Annotated in this window: 13 protein-coding genes; 8 read left to right on the forward strand and 5 right to left on the reverse strand. The window is 60.0% G+C overall.

Annotation, left to right across the window (positions count from 1 at the left end; translation table 11 throughout):
* The first annotated feature begins 71 nt into the window (after positions 1-71).
* Positions 72-1,202, forward strand: a complete 1,131-nt coding sequence (nrdB, locus tag F9C28_RS05310; protein WP_199014198.1) for a class Ia ribonucleoside-diphosphate reductase subunit beta — start codon at positions 72-74, stop codon at positions 1,200-1,202.
* 8 nt (positions 1,203-1,210) lie between these two features.
* On the forward strand, positions 1,211-1,468 hold the full coding sequence (gene yfaE, locus F9C28_RS05315) for a class I ribonucleotide reductase maintenance protein YfaE (protein WP_199014286.1): 258 nt from the start codon (positions 1,211-1,213) through the stop codon (positions 1,466-1,468).
* A 7-nt stretch (positions 1,469-1,475) separates the two neighbouring features.
* Here the strand turns inward: yfaE and pdxR are convergent, their stop codons facing one another.
* Positions 1,476-2,930, reverse strand: coding sequence for a MocR-like pyridoxine biosynthesis transcription factor PdxR (gene pdxR, locus F9C28_RS05320; RefSeq protein ID WP_199014199.1), 1,455 nt, complete (start codon positions 2,928-2,930; stop codon positions 1,476-1,478).
* Positions 2,931-3,035: 105 nt separating this feature from the next.
* On the opposite strand from pdxR, the gene F9C28_RS05325 reads away from it, so the two are divergent.
* Positions 3,036-3,752: a GNAT family N-acetyltransferase gene (locus tag F9C28_RS05325; RefSeq protein WP_199014200.1), complete on the forward strand. Its 717-nt coding sequence runs from the start codon at positions 3,036-3,038 to the stop codon at positions 3,750-3,752.
* A gap of 68 nt (positions 3,753-3,820) precedes the next feature.
* Here the strand turns inward: F9C28_RS05325 and inaA are convergent, their stop codons facing one another.
* Both inaA and glpT read right to left on the reverse strand, forming a co-directional pair.
* Positions 3,821-4,471, reverse strand: coding sequence for a lipopolysaccharide kinase InaA (gene inaA / locus F9C28_RS05330; protein WP_199014201.1), 651 nt, complete (start codon positions 4,469-4,471; stop codon positions 3,821-3,823).
* A 193-nt stretch (positions 4,472-4,664) separates the two neighbouring features.
* On the reverse strand, positions 4,665-6,017 hold the full coding sequence (gene glpT, locus F9C28_RS05335) for a glycerol-3-phosphate transporter (RefSeq protein ID WP_199014202.1): 1,353 nt from the start codon (positions 6,015-6,017) through the stop codon (positions 4,665-4,667).
* A gap of 259 nt (positions 6,018-6,276) precedes the next feature.
* Here glpT and glpA point away from each other — a divergent pair, with 259 nt between their 5' ends.
* The 3 genes from glpA to glpC are packed head-to-tail and all read left to right on the forward strand — an operon-like array spanning position 6,277 to position 10,353.
* Entirely contained in the window at positions 6,277-7,908 is a 1,632-nt protein-coding gene (glpA, locus tag F9C28_RS05340; RefSeq protein ID WP_199014203.1) for an anaerobic glycerol-3-phosphate dehydrogenase subunit A, read from the forward strand.
* Positions 7,898-9,157, forward strand: coding sequence for a glycerol-3-phosphate dehydrogenase subunit GlpB (glpB, locus tag F9C28_RS05345; RefSeq protein ID WP_199014204.1), 1,260 nt, complete (start codon positions 7,898-7,900; stop codon positions 9,155-9,157). Before glpA ends, glpB begins: the two co-directional genes overlap by 11 nt.
* The gene (glpC, locus tag F9C28_RS05350; RefSeq protein WP_408641445.1) at positions 9,154-10,353 is read left to right on the forward strand and encodes an anaerobic glycerol-3-phosphate dehydrogenase subunit GlpC; all 1,200 of its coding nucleotides are present in this window, start codon (positions 9,154-9,156) and stop codon (positions 10,351-10,353) included. Before glpB ends, glpC begins: the two co-directional genes overlap by 4 nt.
* A gap of 36 nt (positions 10,354-10,389) precedes the next feature.
* On the opposite strand, the gene F9C28_RS05355 is transcribed toward glpC, so the two are convergent.
* Positions 10,390-11,583 (reverse strand): nicotinamide mononucleotide deamidase-related protein YfaY, encoded by a 1,194-nt coding sequence (locus F9C28_RS05355; protein ID WP_199014205.1) that lies wholly within the window; start codon positions 11,581-11,583, stop codon positions 10,390-10,392.
* 323 nt (positions 11,584-11,906) lie between these two features.
* On the opposite strand from F9C28_RS05355, the gene F9C28_RS05360 reads away from it, so the two are divergent.
* Positions 11,907-13,361: a catalase gene (locus tag F9C28_RS05360; protein ID WP_199014206.1), complete on the forward strand. Its 1,455-nt coding sequence runs from the start codon at positions 11,907-11,909 to the stop codon at positions 13,359-13,361.
* Positions 13,362-13,455: 94 nt separating this feature from the next.
* Here F9C28_RS05360 and fusA read toward each other — a convergent pair whose 3' ends face one another.
* Positions 13,456-15,558: an elongation factor G gene (fusA, locus tag F9C28_RS05365; protein WP_199014207.1), complete on the reverse strand. Its 2,103-nt coding sequence runs from the start codon at positions 15,556-15,558 to the stop codon at positions 13,456-13,458.
* 243 nt (positions 15,559-15,801) lie between these two features.
* Here fusA and F9C28_RS05370 point away from each other — a divergent pair, with 243 nt between their 5' ends.
* Positions 15,802-16,146, forward strand: coding sequence for an ArsR/SmtB family transcription factor (locus tag F9C28_RS05370; RefSeq protein WP_199014208.1), 345 nt, complete (start codon positions 15,802-15,804; stop codon positions 16,144-16,146).
* Positions 16,147-16,151: the final 5 nt, after the last annotated feature.

The raw sequence follows: 16,151 nt of genomic DNA on the forward strand, positions 1-16,151 counted from the left end.
AGTTAGTCGGGCCGCCAGCGGCCTGCATTGGCGTCACGGCATCGCGGCTGTGGCGAACAGGATCTCAATTCATGGCTTACACCACCTTTTCACAGACGAAAAATAACCCGCTGCTTGAGCCGATGTTTTTTGGCCAGTCGGTTAACGTGGCCCGCTACGACCAGCAAAAATATGACATTTTTGAAAAGCTGATTGAAAAGCAGCTCTCCTTTTTCTGGCGCCCGGAAGAAGTGGACGTCGCCCGGGATCGTATTGACTTCCAGGCCCTGCCGGAACATGAAAAGCACATCTTCCTCAGCAACCTGAAGTACCAGACACTGCTGGACTCTATCCAGGGCCGCAGCCCCAACGTGGCGCTGCTGCCGCTGATTTCCATTCCGGAGCTGGAAACCTGGGTAGAAACCTGGGCGTTTTCCGAAACCATCCACTCCCGCTCTTACACCCATATCATCCGCAATATCGTCAATGACCCGGCGGTTGTGTTTGACGATATCGTCACCAACGACGAGATCCTCAAGCGCGCCAAAGACATTTCGGACTACTATGACGATCTTATCGAAATGACCAGCTACTGGCACCTGCTGGGGGAAGGCACCCACAGCGTTAACGGCAAAACCGTAAATGTCAGCCTGCGCGCCCTGAAAAAACAGCTCTACCTGTGCCTGATGAGCGTTAACGCCCTGGAAGCGATCCGCTTCTATGTCAGCTTCGCCTGCTCGTTTGCCTTTGCCGAGCGTGAACTGATGGAAGGCAACGCCAAAATCATCAAACTGATCGCCCGTGACGAAGCCCTGCACCTGACCGGTACCCAGCATATGCTCAATCTGCTGCGCTCCGGCCAGGACGATCCGGAAATGGCCGAGATCGCCGCGGAATGCCAGCAACAGTGCTATGACCTGTTTGTGATGGCCGCCCAGCAGGAAAAAGAGTGGGCCAGCTACCTGTTCCGCGACGGTTCGATGATCGGCCTGAATAAAGACATTCTCTGCCAGTATGTGGAATACATCACCAATATCCGCATGCAGGCGGTCGGGCTCGATCTGCCCTTCCAGACCCGCTCTAACCCGATCCCCTGGATCAACGCCTGGCTGGTGTCGGACAACGTGCAGGTCGCCCCGCAGGAAGTGGAAGTCAGCTCCTATCTGGTGGGCCAGATAGATGCCGAAATCGACGCCGACGACCTCAGTAACTTCCAGCTGTAAGCCTGATGATTCAGCGTATCACCCTGCGCCTGAGCGGCGCGCAACTGGTCTGTAAAGCAGGGGAGCACCCTTCCCTGCTGGCCTTACTGGAATCACGCAATATACCGGTTGAATACCAGTGCCGCGCCGGGTATTGCGGCGCCTGCCGCACCCGGCTACTGGCTGGCGAAGTAGAATGGCTTACTGACCCGCTGGCCTTTATTCAACCCGGCGAGATCCTGCCCTGCTGCTGCAAAGCGGCAGGTGATATCGAAATCAGCCTGTGATCGTCCGTTAGCCGGCCCGTAGGCGGCGCGCCAGCTGGTGAATCGCCCCTTCCAGCCGGGAAAGCGGCGCCCCGCCGTAGCCAATCACCAGCCCGGGCTGGGCCCCGGTCCCCGGCATATAAAAGCGCGATAGCGCCCCCGGGCCGATGCCCGCCGCCTGTAATTGCCGCACCAGCGCCCGATCATCAATGTCCGCCGCTAGTGCCAGGGTCAAATGCATCCCCCCGGCCCCGCCATAAATACGGTGCGCCACCGGGATCTCTGCCGCCAGCAACTGGCGCAGCCGCTTCTGGCGCTCACTGTACTGGCGGCGCATGGCGCTAAGGTGGCGGCTGTAATATCCCCGTTCAATAAACTCCGCCAGCGCCAGCTGGGCCAGCCGATCGCCCCCGCGCAACAGCGGTTTTAGCCACCCCACTGCCGGTATCAGCTGCGGCGGCAACACCATAAACCCCACCCCCAGCGCGGGGAACAGGGTTTTGCTGAAGGTGCCGACATAAATCACCGGCGGCAGGGCTATCATGCCCTGCATCGCCGCCACCGGCTCCCCGCTGTGGCGAAACTCGCTGTCGTAATCATCCTCAATGATCCAGCTCTGGCTGCGGCTGGCGTTGTCGAGCAGCGCCAGGCGGCGGGCGGCGCTCATCACATACCCCAGCGGGTATTGATGAGAGGGGGTGGTATAGATCAGTTTGGGCGGCGTATCGCGCCACTGGGCCGCCGTAGGGGCGATGCCTTCGTCATCCACCGCCACCGGCACCAGCGCCAGATCACCGGCCCGGAAAGCCACCTGCGCACTGGGGTAACCGGGGTTCTCCACCCAGGCGGTATCCCCGGGGTTAGTCAGCAACTGCACACAGATATCCAGCGCCTGGCGGGTGCCCTGGGTGATAACCACCTGCTCCAGATCACAAGGCACCGCCCGGGATAACGACAAATGGCGCGCCACCGCCGCCCGCAGTGCCCGCTCCCCGAGCGGGGGCCCATAGGCCAGCGCCTCCATGCCCAGGGCTTGCAGGGCATACTTGCGGCAGCGCTGCCAGTGGTTCAGCGGAAAGTCATAAATCGACGGGCACCCCGGTTGCAACAGGAGTGGGCTCTCTCCCCGGGCCGGATATCCCGCCACGGCCCGCATCCGCCCGGCCAGTTGGGCAAGATCCACTGTACTGGTGGGCGCGGGCGGCACCGCCCGGGGCAGTGCCAGCACCTGGCTGCCCTGCTTATCCCGCCGCAGATACCCCTCCACCACCAGTTGCTCCAGCGCCGCTTCAACGGTATTACGGGAAACCCCGAGCAGCGCCGCCAGCCGCCGTCCCCCGGGCAGGCGGCTGTGGGCTTTCAGCTGCCCGGTGGCGACAGCCTGCTTCAGGCGCAAGTACAGCGCCCGGTGGCGGGTTTCACGGCTCTCACTCAGCGGCGGCCGGGCTAATAACTGGATCAACTGCGGTTCAGGAAGGTTCATACTGTAGGCCTGGTGGCACCATCATATTGCCACTATATGGCACTTTTTATGGGCCAGCAATCTGGCTAGTCTGGGGGCATCATTTAGCACTATAAGGAATTACCCATGCCACAGTTAAACCAGTGGGGACAACCGATTGGCGATCCCCTGCCGGACTGGCAGCCCCGCCCGCGCCCGGGTAACGTCACCCTGGAAGGCCGCTATTGCCGCGTTGTTCCATTCAGCCTCCAGCACGCCAGCGCCCTGTACCACGCTTACCAGCAGGCCGCCGATCCCCGGAGCTGGACCTGGCTTTTCCAGCAGCCACCGGCATCAGAAGCGGAATACCAGACCCTGGCCGGGCAGATGGCCACCAGCCGCGATCCGGTCTTTTATACCGTCATCGCCCGGGACAGCGGGCAGCCGGTGGGCACCTTGTCATTAATGCGTATCGACCAGCAAAACGGCATTGTCGAAGTGGGCCACGTGCATTTTTCACCGGCCCTGCAGCGGACCCCAATGTCCACAGAAGCGCACTGGCTGCTGATGCGCTACGTTTTTGACTCGCTGGGCTACCGGCGTTATGAATGGAAGTGTGACAGCCTCAACCAGCCCTCCCGCAATGCGGCGGCCCGGCTGGGTTTCCAGTTTGAAGGGCTGTTCCGCCAGGCGCTGGTCTATAAAGGCCGCACCCGGGATACCAGTTGGTTTTCGATTATCGACCGTGAATGGCCCGGGCAAAACCGGGCGTTTATGGCCTGGCTGCACCCGGACAATTTTGATGGCGATGGTCACCAGCGCCAGTCGCTACAGCAGATTGCTGCGGCGCTCGCCGGCCAGTGATCCAGACCGTACTTCAGACAACACCGGTGCCCTGATGGCGCCGGTGTTGTGATGTACGGTGGAGCAAATTACAGAGTGCGGTAATAGGCCTTTACCTTTTCCCAGTCCGCCCGGGGGATGGGATCAAGGTACTTTTCCAGCTGGCGAAAATCGTGGTGAATGGCCTTTTCGCGGCACAGGCGGCGGCGGCTTTTTTCCAGATCGAGGAACCCGGCCTGTTCTTTACCGTCGGTGCGGACATAAATATGGCGCACATAGCAGCAGCCGTGCTGGCGCTTCACGCTGTGCATCCCTTTAAACGCCACAGCAACCGCCCGCAGCATCCCTTCACGCAGCTCGTCAGAAAACGGCGTTTTGGCATGCTGTTCATACCAGTCGGCAATACTGATAAACCCGGCCATATCTTCGGTAACCAGCAGCGCGCGCCATTCACCGTCAATTTTCATCGCCTTGCCATAAACAATTTTGGGCACGATCACCCCGGCCTTTTCAAGGTCACGGATCACGTCGATTTCCCGCACAATGGTCGGGCGGCCAAACGGATAACGCAAAGAGTGAAACAGGTGGTGTGTCATGCGCTTCACATACACCGTTTTCCCGTTGTACTGGGTGCGCTGTACGCCACTCATTCCGCCACGGCGCTGGTTAGGCTCTTCAACCCAGTCGCCTTCCGTGGCCCACCAGCGCGCGAACTCTTCACGTTCTGCTGCAGAGGTCATAATTTACCTTTTCGATTGTTAAAACGCGGAAATGTTAGTCAGTTTTACCGGGGCGATCTTATCAAAAAATCGTAATAACCCCTATAAAACCCCCGCGTGATCAACAAAAAAAGGCAGACCGGGTCAGGAGAGAAAAGGCAGCGCGTGCCCGGTTCAGCGCAACCACTCGCGCGTGAAGCGGGCAGCGACACCGTTACCCCCGCTGGTCGGCGAGCTGCTGATGATGGCGGCGCTCACCAATCATCACCACCAGCAACAGCAGTACCGCCAGTATGCTGCCGCCAATCATCACCATAAAACCGCCGTCCCAGCCAAAGCTGTCCACCGTATAACCCACAATGGCGCTGGCCGCCACCGATCCCCCCAGGTAACCAAACAGCCCGGTAAACCCGGCCGCGGTACCGGCCGCCTTCTTCGGCGCCAGCTCCAGCGCATGCAACCCTATCAGCATCACCGGGCCGTAGATCAGGAAGCCAATGACAATCATGCACACCATGTCCACCCCGGGGTTGCCCGGCGGGTTAAGCCAGTAAACCACGGTGGCAATGGTCACCAGCACCATAAAGAAGACCCCGGTGGCGCCGCGGTTGCCTTTAAATACCCGGTCAGACATCCAGCCACAGATCAGGGTGCCCGGGATCCCGGCATACTCGTAGAGGAAATAGGCCCATGAGGATTTATCCAGCGCAAAGTGCTTCACTTCCTTGAGGTAGGTGGGTGACCAGTCGAGAATGCCGTAGCGCAATAAATAGACAAACACATTAGCCACCGCGATATACCACAGCAGACGGTTTGGTAAGACATACTGCATAAAAATCTGTTTGGTGGTCAGCTCTTGCTCATCCCGCTCGCTGTAGTCATCAGGATAATCCTGCTTATATTCCTCAATAGGCGGTAACCCGCAGGACTGGGGGGTATCGCGCATCAGCATAAAAGCAAACAGCGCGACAATAATGGCGGCAATGGCGGGCATATAGAGTGCCGCGTGCCAGTCACTGAACCAGTACATCCCCAGCAGGAACAACAGCGGCGGCAGCCCGCCCCCGACGTTATGGGCACAGTTCCACACCGACACGATGCCGCCACGCTCCTTCTGGGACCACCAGTGCACCATGGTCCGCCCGCAAGGTGGCCAGCCCATCCCCTGGAACCAGCCACACAAAAACAGCAGCACAAACATGGTCATAATGCTGGAGGTCGCCCAGGGGACAAACCCCATGATAAGCATCACCAGCGCGGCGAGGATCAACCCGGCAGGCAGAAACACCCGGGGGTTTGAGCGGTCAGACACTGACCCCATAATAAATTTCGAAAACCCGTAAGCAATAGAGATACCGGATAACGCAAACCCCAAATCTCCCCGGGAAAACCCTTGCTCGATCAAATACGGCATTGCCAGGGTGAAGTTCTTACGCACCAGATAATAGGCTGCATAACCAAAAAAGATCCCGAGGAATATCTGCCAGCGCAGGCGGCGATAGTGGGGATCAATTTGCGCATCAGGCAGCCGGGCGCGATGGGCTATCGGTTTAAAAATACTTAACATGTATGCCTCCTGGCTTACGGTGTTCGTCAGTCACAGGTCAATAAAACTTACGTTCCTTTTCGAGCGTGATAATAGGGATCCACCGCATTTCATGCTGTGAAATAGCACACACAATGTTAAAAAACGCGCAAATATTGTAAATATCGTCATTTTTCATGATGCTGCCTTTTCACAAAATGCTCGTTTGTGCTCGCTATCAAACATTTTAGTAACGCCTTATGGTCTACTAAAGGTAAGGAATTATTGGCCAGGAGGGGTTATGACAACCCGCGGACACCAGGAAGCAGATGTAATCATTATTGGCGGTGGCGCAACCGGGGCCGGGATCGTGCGCGATTGCGCCAGGCGCGGGTTACGGGCCATCCTGCTGGAGCGTCACGATATCGCCACCGGGGCAACGGGCCGCAACCACGGCCTGCTGCACAGCGGCGCCCGCTACGCGGTTAACGATCCCGAATCTGCCCGGGAGTGCATCCGGGAAAACCGCATCCTGAAGCGCATCGCCCGCCACTGTATTGAGCCCACCGGCGGCCTGTTTATTACCCTGCCGGAGGACGATCTCGCCTGGCAGCAGCGTTTTATTGCCGCCTGCCAGGCGGCAGAGATAGATACCCGCCTGCTCACACCACAGCAGGCCAGGCTCGCCGAACCGGCAGTTAACCCGGCGCTAATCGGGGCAGTCCAGGTGCCGGACGGCACCGTGGACCCTTTTCGCCTCACCACGGCCAATATGCTTGATGCCCGGGAACAGGGCGCCACTGTCCTGACCTGGCATGCGGTAACCGGCCTGATCCGCCAGGGGGACCGGGTGACCGGGGTGCATTATCAGGACTGTCGCACCGGCCAGCGCGGCCAGCTCTATGCCCCGGTGGTGGTTAACGCCGCCGGGATCTGGGGCCAGCAGATTGCGGAATACGCCGCGCTGCGGGTGCGGATGTTCCCGGCGAAAGGCGCGCTGTTGATCCTCGGGCACCGCATTAATCAGCAGGTGATTAACCGCTGCCGTAAGCCGGCAGACGCCGACATTCTGGTGCCCGGGGATACCATCTCGCTGATCGGTACCACCTCCACCCATATTGCCGATGACCAGATAGACAATACCCGGGTGACGGCGCAAGAGGTGGACATCCTGATCCGCGAAGGGGCCAAACTGGCCCCCTCACTGGCGGAAACCCGCATTTTACGCGCCTATGCCGGGGTGCGCCCGTTGGTGGCCAGCGACGATGATCCCACCGGGCGCAACGTCAGCCGGGGCATTGTGCTGCTGGATCACGCCAGCCGCGACGGCCTGGAAGGCTTTATTACCATTACCGGCGGCAAACTGATGACCTACCGCCTGATGGCCGAGTGGGCCACCGATGCCGTCTGCCGCAAACTGGGGAATACCACCCCCTGTGATACCGCCACCGTGCCGCTACCCGGCTCCCGGGAGAGCAGTGAAAGCACGCTGCGCAAAGTGGTGTCGCTGCCTGCCCCGCTGCGCGGTTCTGCGGTATATCGCCACGGGGAGCGGGCCAGCCAGTGGCTGGACAATGATAGGCTGGGCAAGAGCCTGGTGTGCGAATGTGAAGCGGTCAGCGCCGCCGAAGTGCGCTACGCGGTGGAATCCCTGACGGTCACCAATCTGGTGGATTTGCGCCGCCGCACCCGGGTCGGCATGGGGACCTGCCAGGGTGAGCTGTGTGCCTGCCGCGCCAGCGGCCTGATGCAGCGCTTACAGGTCACCCCGCCGCGCCAGTCCCTGGCGCAGCTCAGCGAATTTCTCAATGAGCGCTGGAAAGGGATCCAGCCTGTGGCCTGGGGGGATGCCCTGCGTGAGGCTGAATTTACCCGCTGGATCTATATGGGGCTGTGCGGTATGGTACAGGAAGGAAATACTGATGAAGTTTGACTCACTGATTATCGGGGGCGGCCTCGCGGGCCTGGTATGCGGGATTCGTCTGGCCCAGGGCGGCCATAAAACGGTGATTGTCAGCCGCGGACAAAGCGCACTGCATTTCGCCTCCGGGGGGCTGGATCTGCTCAACCGCCTGCCCGACGGTAGCCCAGTTAACGATCTGCCCTCAGCCCTGGCGGAGCTTGCCCGTCAGGCCCCGCAGCACCCCTACACGTTGATTGGTGCCGCGTCGGTTATCCGCCTTGCCCGGGACGCCGAATCGCTATTTACCCAGAGCCCACTGGCCATGCACGGTAGCCTGGATACCCCTCATCACAGCCTGACCCCGCTCGGTAAATGGCACCGCACCTGGCTTAGCCCCCGCCACGCCTGCCGCACGATTGGCTCGTCCCAGCGGGTAACGGTGGTGGGGATCTGCGGTTTTCTGGATATCGAGCCGGCCAGTATCGTCGACAGCCTGCAGCGGGAGGGCGTTTCCTGCCGCCAGGCAGAACTGACCCTGCCGGTACTGGATCAACTGCGGGATAACCCCAGCGAATTTCGCTCGGTGAATATTGCCCGGGTACTGGATAACGACGCCCAGCATAATGCCCTGCTTCATGAGCTGCACCAGCTTGCCAGGCACAGTGATTTATTGATCCTGCCGGCCTGCCTGGGGCTGGATAACCCGCGGATCATCGCCAATCTGCAAGCCAGTATCGGCTGCGCTATTGCCTGTGTTCCCACCCTGCCGCCGTCAGTCCCCGGTATCGCGCTGCACCAGGCGCTGGCGCGCTATTTCCGCACCCTTGGGGGCACGGTACTGGTGGGGGATAAAGTACAACAGGCCCACCCCGAACCCGGGGGCGGCTACCGGGTATTTACCGCGAACCACGGGGATATCCCGCTCCGGGCCCGCCATCTGGTGCTGGCCAGCGGCAGCTTCTTCAGCCAGGGGCTGGTGGCCACCCGCAGCGGCATACAGGAGCCGCTGTTCGGGCTGGAAGTTCAGGACCCGGGCCCCCGCAGCCAGTGGTACCAGGCCGATTTCTTCCAGCCCCAGCCGTGGCAGCAGTTTGGCGTGCTGGCGGATGCCGCCCTGCGGCCCCGCAAGGACGGTGCCCCGGTGGCGGATATGTTTGTGATTGGCGGCGTGCTGGGGGGATTTGATCCGATCCACCTCGGCTGCGGTGGTGGGGTTTCGGTGGTGACGGCGCTCCACGCCGCCGACCAGATCCTTGCGCATCAGGAGGCCCCCCTATGAGTCTGCATAACAGCGGCTTTGAAAACTGCATTAAATGCACCGTGTGTACAACGGCCTGCCCGGTAAGCGCGGTTAACCCCCGCTACCCCGGGCCAAAGCAGGCGGGCCCTGACGGCGAACGTTTACGGCTCAAGGACCCGGGCCTGTATGATGAAGCCCTTAAATACTGCACCAACTGCAAACGCTGTGAAGTGGCCTGCCCTTCTGATGTGAAGATTGGCGATCTTATCCAGCGCGCCCGGGCGCAGTTCGCACCGCGTAATGTCTCAATCCGCGATACGGTACTCAGCCACACCGATCTGATGGGCACCCTCGCCACCCCGTTTGCGCCGCTGGTTAATGCCACCACCGGGCTGGCTCCGGTGCGGCGTATGCTTGATAGCGCGCTGAAAATCGATCACCGCCGCACGCTGCCTAAATACGCCACCGGCGGCACCTTTCGCCAGTGGTATCGCAAACAGGCGGCGCACCAGCAGCAGTTCAGCCGCCAGGCGGCGTTTTTCCACGGTTGCTATGTCAATTACAACAACCCACAACTGGGGCGGGATCTGCTGAAAGTGGTTAACGCCCTGGGGATAGGTGTCCAGCTACTGGACAAAGAAAAATGCTGCGGGGTACCGCTTATCGCCAACGGCTTTTACGACAAAGCCCGCAAACAGGCCAGGGTCAATGCCGCCGCCCTCGGGCAGGCCATTTTGCACCGCCAGTTGCCGGTGATTGCCACCTCCTCTACCTGCACCTTTACCCTGCGGGATGAGTACCCCGATGTGCTGGATGTGGATACCGCCCCGCTGCGTGACCATATCGAACTGGCCACCCGGTTTATCTGGCGGCAGCTGGATGACGGCGCCACCCTGAACCTGCGGCGAATGCCGCTGCGGGTGGCGTACCACACCCCGTGTCATATGGAGAAAATGGGCTGGTCACTCTATACCCTGGCGCTGTTACGGCTGATCCCGGGGCTGGAGCTGGTCGAACTGGAATCCCGCTGCTGCGGAATTGCCGGGACCTACGGGTTTAAAACCGAAAACTACCCGACCTCTCAGGCGATTGGTGCGCCGCTGTTCCGCCAGATAGAAGAGAGTGACGTGGATCTGGTGATAACCGACTGCGAAACCTGCAAATGGCAAATCGAAATGTCCACCAGCAAGCCCTGTGAACATCCGCTGACCCTGCTGGCCAGGGCGCTGGCCTGACCAGCAACAGGCCCGGCACACCGGGCCTGCGGGTGATTACGCGTCCAGTACCGCGACCGGGGCCACCCAGCCCGTCTGGGCGGTGAGCGGTTGGCCCTCCAGCCAGCGGCGCAGCATATTCAATGCCAGCATGGCCGCAATCTCCTGGCGCAGCGCCGGGCTATGGCGGGGGTTATCCAGCACTACGCGCATCGCCCCGCACGCGGTATCACCGGCGAGGGCGATATTGACCGCCCCCTGCTGCTGGCTGCTGACCACCAGGGCCGGGGCGTGCTGTTGCCGGGACAACGCCTGCGCCCGCGCCAGTGTCTGCGCCAGCGTCTCAGGTTCACCCCCCAGGATAGCACCACTGTTCAGCGCCACCCCGGCGCGGTTAAGTTGCAGGGATAACAGGCCGCCAGTGAACTGCTCCGCCACCGACAGCGTCACCTCCTGCTGAGCCATTAACCCGGCTACCCGGGCCGGTAGCCCGGCGGTGCCCTCAAATATCAGGCTGTCGCCAGCGGCTTCCCGTACCCGGGGCCACAGGGCGTCCATCTCATGGCGTAATGCCGCGGGCCCGGTGAGCTTGAGTTCAATAATCGGCATGGAAGAGCGGTAGCCCATCACCACCCCTTCGGGGAGCGGCAGTGGATCGAGCAGTTGCGCGAGGTCACTTTCCGACTGGCCAAAAGTGGTCAGCCGCAGGCAGACCGGCGGCTGTGGCAGGGTACAGGCAGCGCGGATACGCGGCATAATTTGCCGGGTCACCATCTGTTTGAATTCCGACGGTACCCCGGGGGTGAAAAACAGCCAGCAGCGGTTAAGCCGCAGCGCAAAACCACAGGCGGTCCCCACCGGGTTATCGATCATCTCGCTACCTGCCGGGATCAGCGCCTGTTTACGGTTACTGGGGGCCATCGGGCGGCCGCGCTGGGCGAAATAGTGTTCAATTTTCGCCAGCCATTCCGGGTGGGCCTCCAGCGCCACTCCGGCGGCCTGGGCTGCGGCGGCGGCACTTAAATCATCCCCGGTGGGCCCCAGGCCGCCATTAACAATCAGAATATCCGCCTGATGGCTGCGCTCTTCAAGCACCGCCACCAGATCGGCAAAATTATCGCCAACCGTATTGCGGCGGCACAGGGGTAGCCCCTGATGAAAAAAATAGTCCGCCAGCCAGGCGGCATTGGTATCGACAATCTGCCCTGATAACACTTCATCCCCGGTAGAAAGCATCTCCACTTTTAACATTATTGTACTCCGTGGTCACAGTGCCAAAACTATACCCCAACCAACTCATAAATCATCGAAAAGTAGGCCATCGGGATTACATCCGCCGGGCAAGCGCTTATGATAACTAAAATAAATCATAATTATCATTACGTTGCATCTCCATTGCGATGATGTAACGCCACGCGTCTTTGCGACAAAACGCGTTATTTTTCCGCTGGCTCCCTGGTGTTGTATCAGGTTATCGCCGGGGGTTTTTCACGTTTGCCGGGTTATTTCGCCGCGTTATTTACCGCTGGTAACGCGTTGAACAGTACGTCATACCCTTAAACGAGATGGAGTAAATGATGAGTAAAAAAGGATTAACCACCGCCGCCGGTGCCCCGGTTACCGATAATAATAACGTCGTCACTGCCGGCCCCCGCGGCCCGATGTTATTGCAGGATGTCTGGTTCCTGGAAAAACTGGCCCACTTTGACCGGGAAGTGATCCCTGAGCGCCGAATGCACGCCAAAGGCTCCGGGGCCTATGGCACCTTCACGGTGACCCAGGACATCAGCCACTGGACCCGGGCCGCGCTGTTTGCCCAGCCGGGTAAGCAAACCCCGCTTTTCTTACGCTTCTCCACCGTGGCCGGGGAACGGGGCGCCGCCGATGCCGAACGGGATATTCGCGGGTTTTCAATCAAGTTTTATACCGAAGAAGGCAACTGGGATCTGGTGGGCAATAACACGCCAATTTTCTACCTGCGCGATCCGCTGAAATTCCCCGATCTTAACCACGTTGTAAAACGCGATCCGCGCAGTAACCTGCGTAATCCCACCTGGAAATGGGACTTCTTTTCCCTGATGCCGGAAACCCTGCACCAGTTGACGATTGACTTCAGCGATCGCGGTATGCCGCGCAGCTACCGCCATATGCACGGGTTCGGTAGCCACGCCTTCAGTTTTATCAATGCGCAAAACCAGCGCTTCTGGGTTAAGTTCCACTTTAAAAGCCAGCAGGGTATCCAGAATATGATGGATGACGAAGCGGCCCGCCTGGTGGCCAGCGATCGCGAAAGCGCCCAGCGCGATCTGTTCACCACCATTGAACAGGGGGATTATCCGCGCTGGACCTTGTTCGTACAGGTGATGCCCGAAGCGGAGGCCGGTGGCCTGCCCTACAATCCCTTTGACCTAACCAAGATCTGGCCCCACGGGGATTACCCGCTCCATGAGGTCGGCGTGCTGGAGCTCAACCGTAATCCCGATAACTACTTTGCCGAAGTCGAACAAGTGGCCATGAATCCCGGCAATGTGGTACCGGGTATCGGCTTCTCGCCGGATAAAATGCTGCAGGGGCGGTTATTCTCCTACGGCGATGCCCATCGCTACCGGCTGGGGGTGAACCACCACCAAATCCCGGTAAATACCCCCCGCTGCCCGTTCCATAACTACCACCGTGACGGCGCGATGCGGGTGGACGGCAACAGCAGTAATACCGTGACCTATGAGCCCAACAGCTTTGGCCTGTTCCAGGAGCAGCCGGACTTCAGCGAGCCGCCCCTGTCTCTCGACGGGGCCGCGGACCACTGGAACCACCGGGAAGACGGCGACTACTTTAGCCAGCCCCGGGCGCTGTTTGAACTGCTGAGCCCCGAAGAGCACCAGCGCATGTTCCAGCGTATTGCCGGGGATATGGCCACCATCCCGGCACACATCAGCCAGCGGCAGATAGATCTGTTCCGCCAGGTACACCCGGACTACGGTGACGGTGTCGCCCGGGCCCTGGCCGCATTACGCACCGGCGGCGCCTGAGTTATTGAGCAGAAAAAAGGCCGCCCCGGAGCCCCGGCGGCGGCCTTACTTTTTACTCACCGCATCACGCGCGCGGCGGTGACCCGTCGCGACATCAGCCTTTGCTGCGGCTGGCAATGATCCCTTCCGCCACGTTATTCGGCGCCTGGGCATAGTGGTGGAACTCCATGCTGTAGGTCGCCCGACCCTGGGACATAGATCTCAGCGTGGTGGAATAGCCAAACATCTCCGCTAACGGCACATCCGCACGAATAATCTGGCTGCCGAAACGCGCCTCCATACCCTGTACCATACCGCGGCGGGAAGAGAGATCCCCCATAATGTTACCGGCATACTCTTCCGGGGTTTCCACTTCGACATGCATCACCGGCTCAAGAATCGCCGGGTCCGCCCGTTTAGCACCCTCTTTAAAACCCAAAATCGCCGCCATGCGGAACGCCATTTCCGACGAGTCCACATCGTGGTAGGAACCAAATGTCAGGATCGCTTTAACATCCACCACCGGATAACCGGCCAGCACGCCGCTGTTCAGCGCCTCGCGGATGCCCTTTTCAACCGACGGGATATACTCCCGGGGCACCACCCCGCCTTTTGTGGCATCTTCAAAGATAAAACCACTGCCCGGCGCCAGCGGCGCCAGGGTCAGCACCACGTGGCCGTACTGGCCTTTACCGCCGGACTGGCGCACAAACTTGCCTTCGACGTCGCTGACGGTCCGGCGCAGGGTTTCCCGGTAGGTCACCTGGGGGCGACCAATGTTGGCCTCCACGCCAAACTCGCGCTTCATCCGGTCAACAATAATCTCCAGATGCAGCTCCCCCATCCCGGAGATAATCGTCTGGCCGGACTCTTCATCCGTTTGCAGGCGGAACGACGGGTCTTCAGACGCCAGCCGCTGCAGGGCAATGCCCATTTTTTCCTGATCCGCTTTGGTTTTCGGTTCAATTGCCAGGGAAATCACCGGCTCCGGAAACGCCATCCGCTCAAGGGTGATAACCGCCGCGGGATCGCTCAGGGTATCCCCGGTAGAGACATCTTTCAGCCCGACACAGGCGGCAATATCCCCGGCACGCAGCTCGTCCACCTCATGGCGGTCATTCGCGTGCATCAGCACTATTCGCCCGATCCGCTCCTTCTTGCCCTTCACCGGGTTATACACCGCGTCGCCTTTTTTCAGCACCCCGGAATAGACCCGGATAAACGTCAGCTGGCCCACATAGGGGTCGGTCATCAGTTTAAATGCCAGGGCAGAGAACGGCTCATCGTCGCTGGGGTGGCGCTGTGCAGGCTGGCCTTTTTCATCCACCCCCTGGATAGCCGGAATATCCAGCGGCGACGGCATCAGCTCGATAACCGCATCCAGCATGCGCTGCACGCCTTTATTTTTAAACGCACTGCCGCACAGCATCGGCTGGATCTCGCCGGCGATAGTGCGCTGGCGCAACCCGGCGATGATGTCTGCGTGGTCAAGGTCATCGGTGTCCAGATAGCGCTCCATCAGCGTATCGTTCGCTTCTGCGGCAGCGGCGACCATTTTCGCCCGCCACTGGCGGGCAGTATCCAGCAGCCCATCCGGCACCGGTTCATAACGGAAGGTCATCCCCTGGGTGGCATCATCCCAAATGATGGCGCGCATCTTGATAAGATCCACCACCCCGGTAAAGTGATCTTCCGCCCCAATTGGGATAACAATCGGCACCGGGTTGGCTTTCAGCCGGTCAACCATCATTTGTACCACCCGGAAGAAGTCCGCTCCGGGGCGATCCATTTTGTTGACGAAGGCCAGCCGCGGCACCCGGTATTTATTGGCCTGGCGCCAGACCGTTTCCGACTGCGGCTGCACGCCGCCTACCGAGTCATAGACCATGACCGCGCCGTCCAGCACCCGCATGGAGCGTTCGACTTCAATGGTAAAATCCACGTGCCCCGGGGTATCAATAATGTTGATCCGGTGGGGCTCAAAACTGCGGTCCATACCGGCCCAGAAGCAGCTGACTGCCGCAGAGGTAATGGTTATCCCGCGTTCCTGCTCCTGCGCCATCCAGTCAGTTGTTGCCGCGCCATCGTGAACTTCACCCAGTTTATGGCTCATGCCGGTATAAAACAGGATACGTTCGGTTGTGGTTGTTTTACCGGCGTCGATATGCGCGGAAATACCGATGTTGCGATAACGGTCGAGGGGGATGGGTCGGGGCATAATGCGTCCTTAGTCTGTTGACGGGTTGTGAGCGGCCCCACTAACACCCGACAATCGGGTGCCGGGCCGCAGGTTATCTAACGGTGGTGATAATAGTCCAAATGTACGAGTACATTCAAACTATTTTCGCTATCATTGATATCGACCAGGCAGATAGCCCGCCTGCATAGCCTTCGACCCGTGGATTGGGTATATTAACCGGCGGTTGGCTGAGTCAGCCTTCGCCGTCGACACAGGAATATTATGATCGCCAATCACCCCGAACGAGAACAAATCCGCCTGGAAAATGTCCTTTTTGCCCTTGGTAATCCTCTGCGGCTGGAGATAGTCAAAACCCTGGCAGACGGCACCGAGCGCAATTGCAGCGCCCTGCGCCAGGATGTCACCAAATCCACCATGACCCACCACTGGCGCGTCCTGCGCGACAGCGGCGTGATTTGGCAACGCCCCCAGGGGCGGGAGAATATGATTTCCCTGCGCCGGGAAGATCTCGACGCCTGTTTTCCGGGGCTGCTGGATATGCTGCTACAGGTTCTGGCGCGGGAAGCCAGGGGCACTACCGCCCCCGGCCAGCAGAAAAGTCAGTAACTCGC

This window comes from Shimwellia pseudoproteus, from assembly GCF_016415625.1.
Taxonomy (GTDB): domain Bacteria; phylum Pseudomonadota; class Gammaproteobacteria; order Enterobacterales; family Enterobacteriaceae; genus Shimwellia; species Shimwellia pseudoproteus.

Bases quoted from the DNA above. Each gene is read 5' to 3' on its own strand.
- nrdB (WP_199014198.1), top strand. From the start codon at position 72: ATGGCTTACACCACCTTTTCACAGACGAAAAATAACCCGCTGCTTGAG.
- pdxR (WP_199014199.1), bottom strand. From the start codon at position 2,930: ATGAACCTTCCTGAACCGCAGTTGATCCAGTTATTAGCCCGGCCGCCG.
- F9C28_RS05325 (WP_199014200.1), top strand. From the start codon at position 3,036: ATGCCACAGTTAAACCAGTGGGGACAACCGATTGGCGATCCCCTGCCG.
- inaA (WP_199014201.1), bottom strand. From the start codon at position 4,471: ATGACCTCTGCAGCAGAACGTGAAGAGTTCGCGCGCTGGTGGGCCACG.
- glpT (WP_199014202.1), bottom strand. From the start codon at position 6,017: ATGTTAAGTATTTTTAAACCGATAGCCCATCGCGCCCGGCTGCCTGAT.
- glpA (WP_199014203.1), top strand. From the start codon at position 6,277: ATGACAACCCGCGGACACCAGGAAGCAGATGTAATCATTATTGGCGGT.
- glpB (WP_199014204.1), top strand. From the start codon at position 7,898: ATGAAGTTTGACTCACTGATTATCGGGGGCGGCCTCGCGGGCCTGGTA.
- glpC (WP_408641445.1), top strand. From the start codon at position 9,154: ATGAGTCTGCATAACAGCGGCTTTGAAAACTGCATTAAATGCACCGTG.
- F9C28_RS05355 (WP_199014205.1), bottom strand. From the start codon at position 11,583: ATGTTAAAAGTGGAGATGCTTTCTACCGGGGATGAAGTGTTATCAGGG.
- F9C28_RS05360 (WP_199014206.1), top strand. From the start codon at position 11,907: ATGATGAGTAAAAAAGGATTAACCACCGCCGCCGGTGCCCCGGTTACC.
- fusA (WP_199014207.1), bottom strand. From the start codon at position 15,558: ATGCCCCGACCCATCCCCCTCGACCGTTATCGCAACATCGGTATTTCC.
- F9C28_RS05370 (WP_199014208.1), top strand. From the start codon at position 15,802: ATGATCGCCAATCACCCCGAACGAGAACAAATCCGCCTGGAAAATGTC.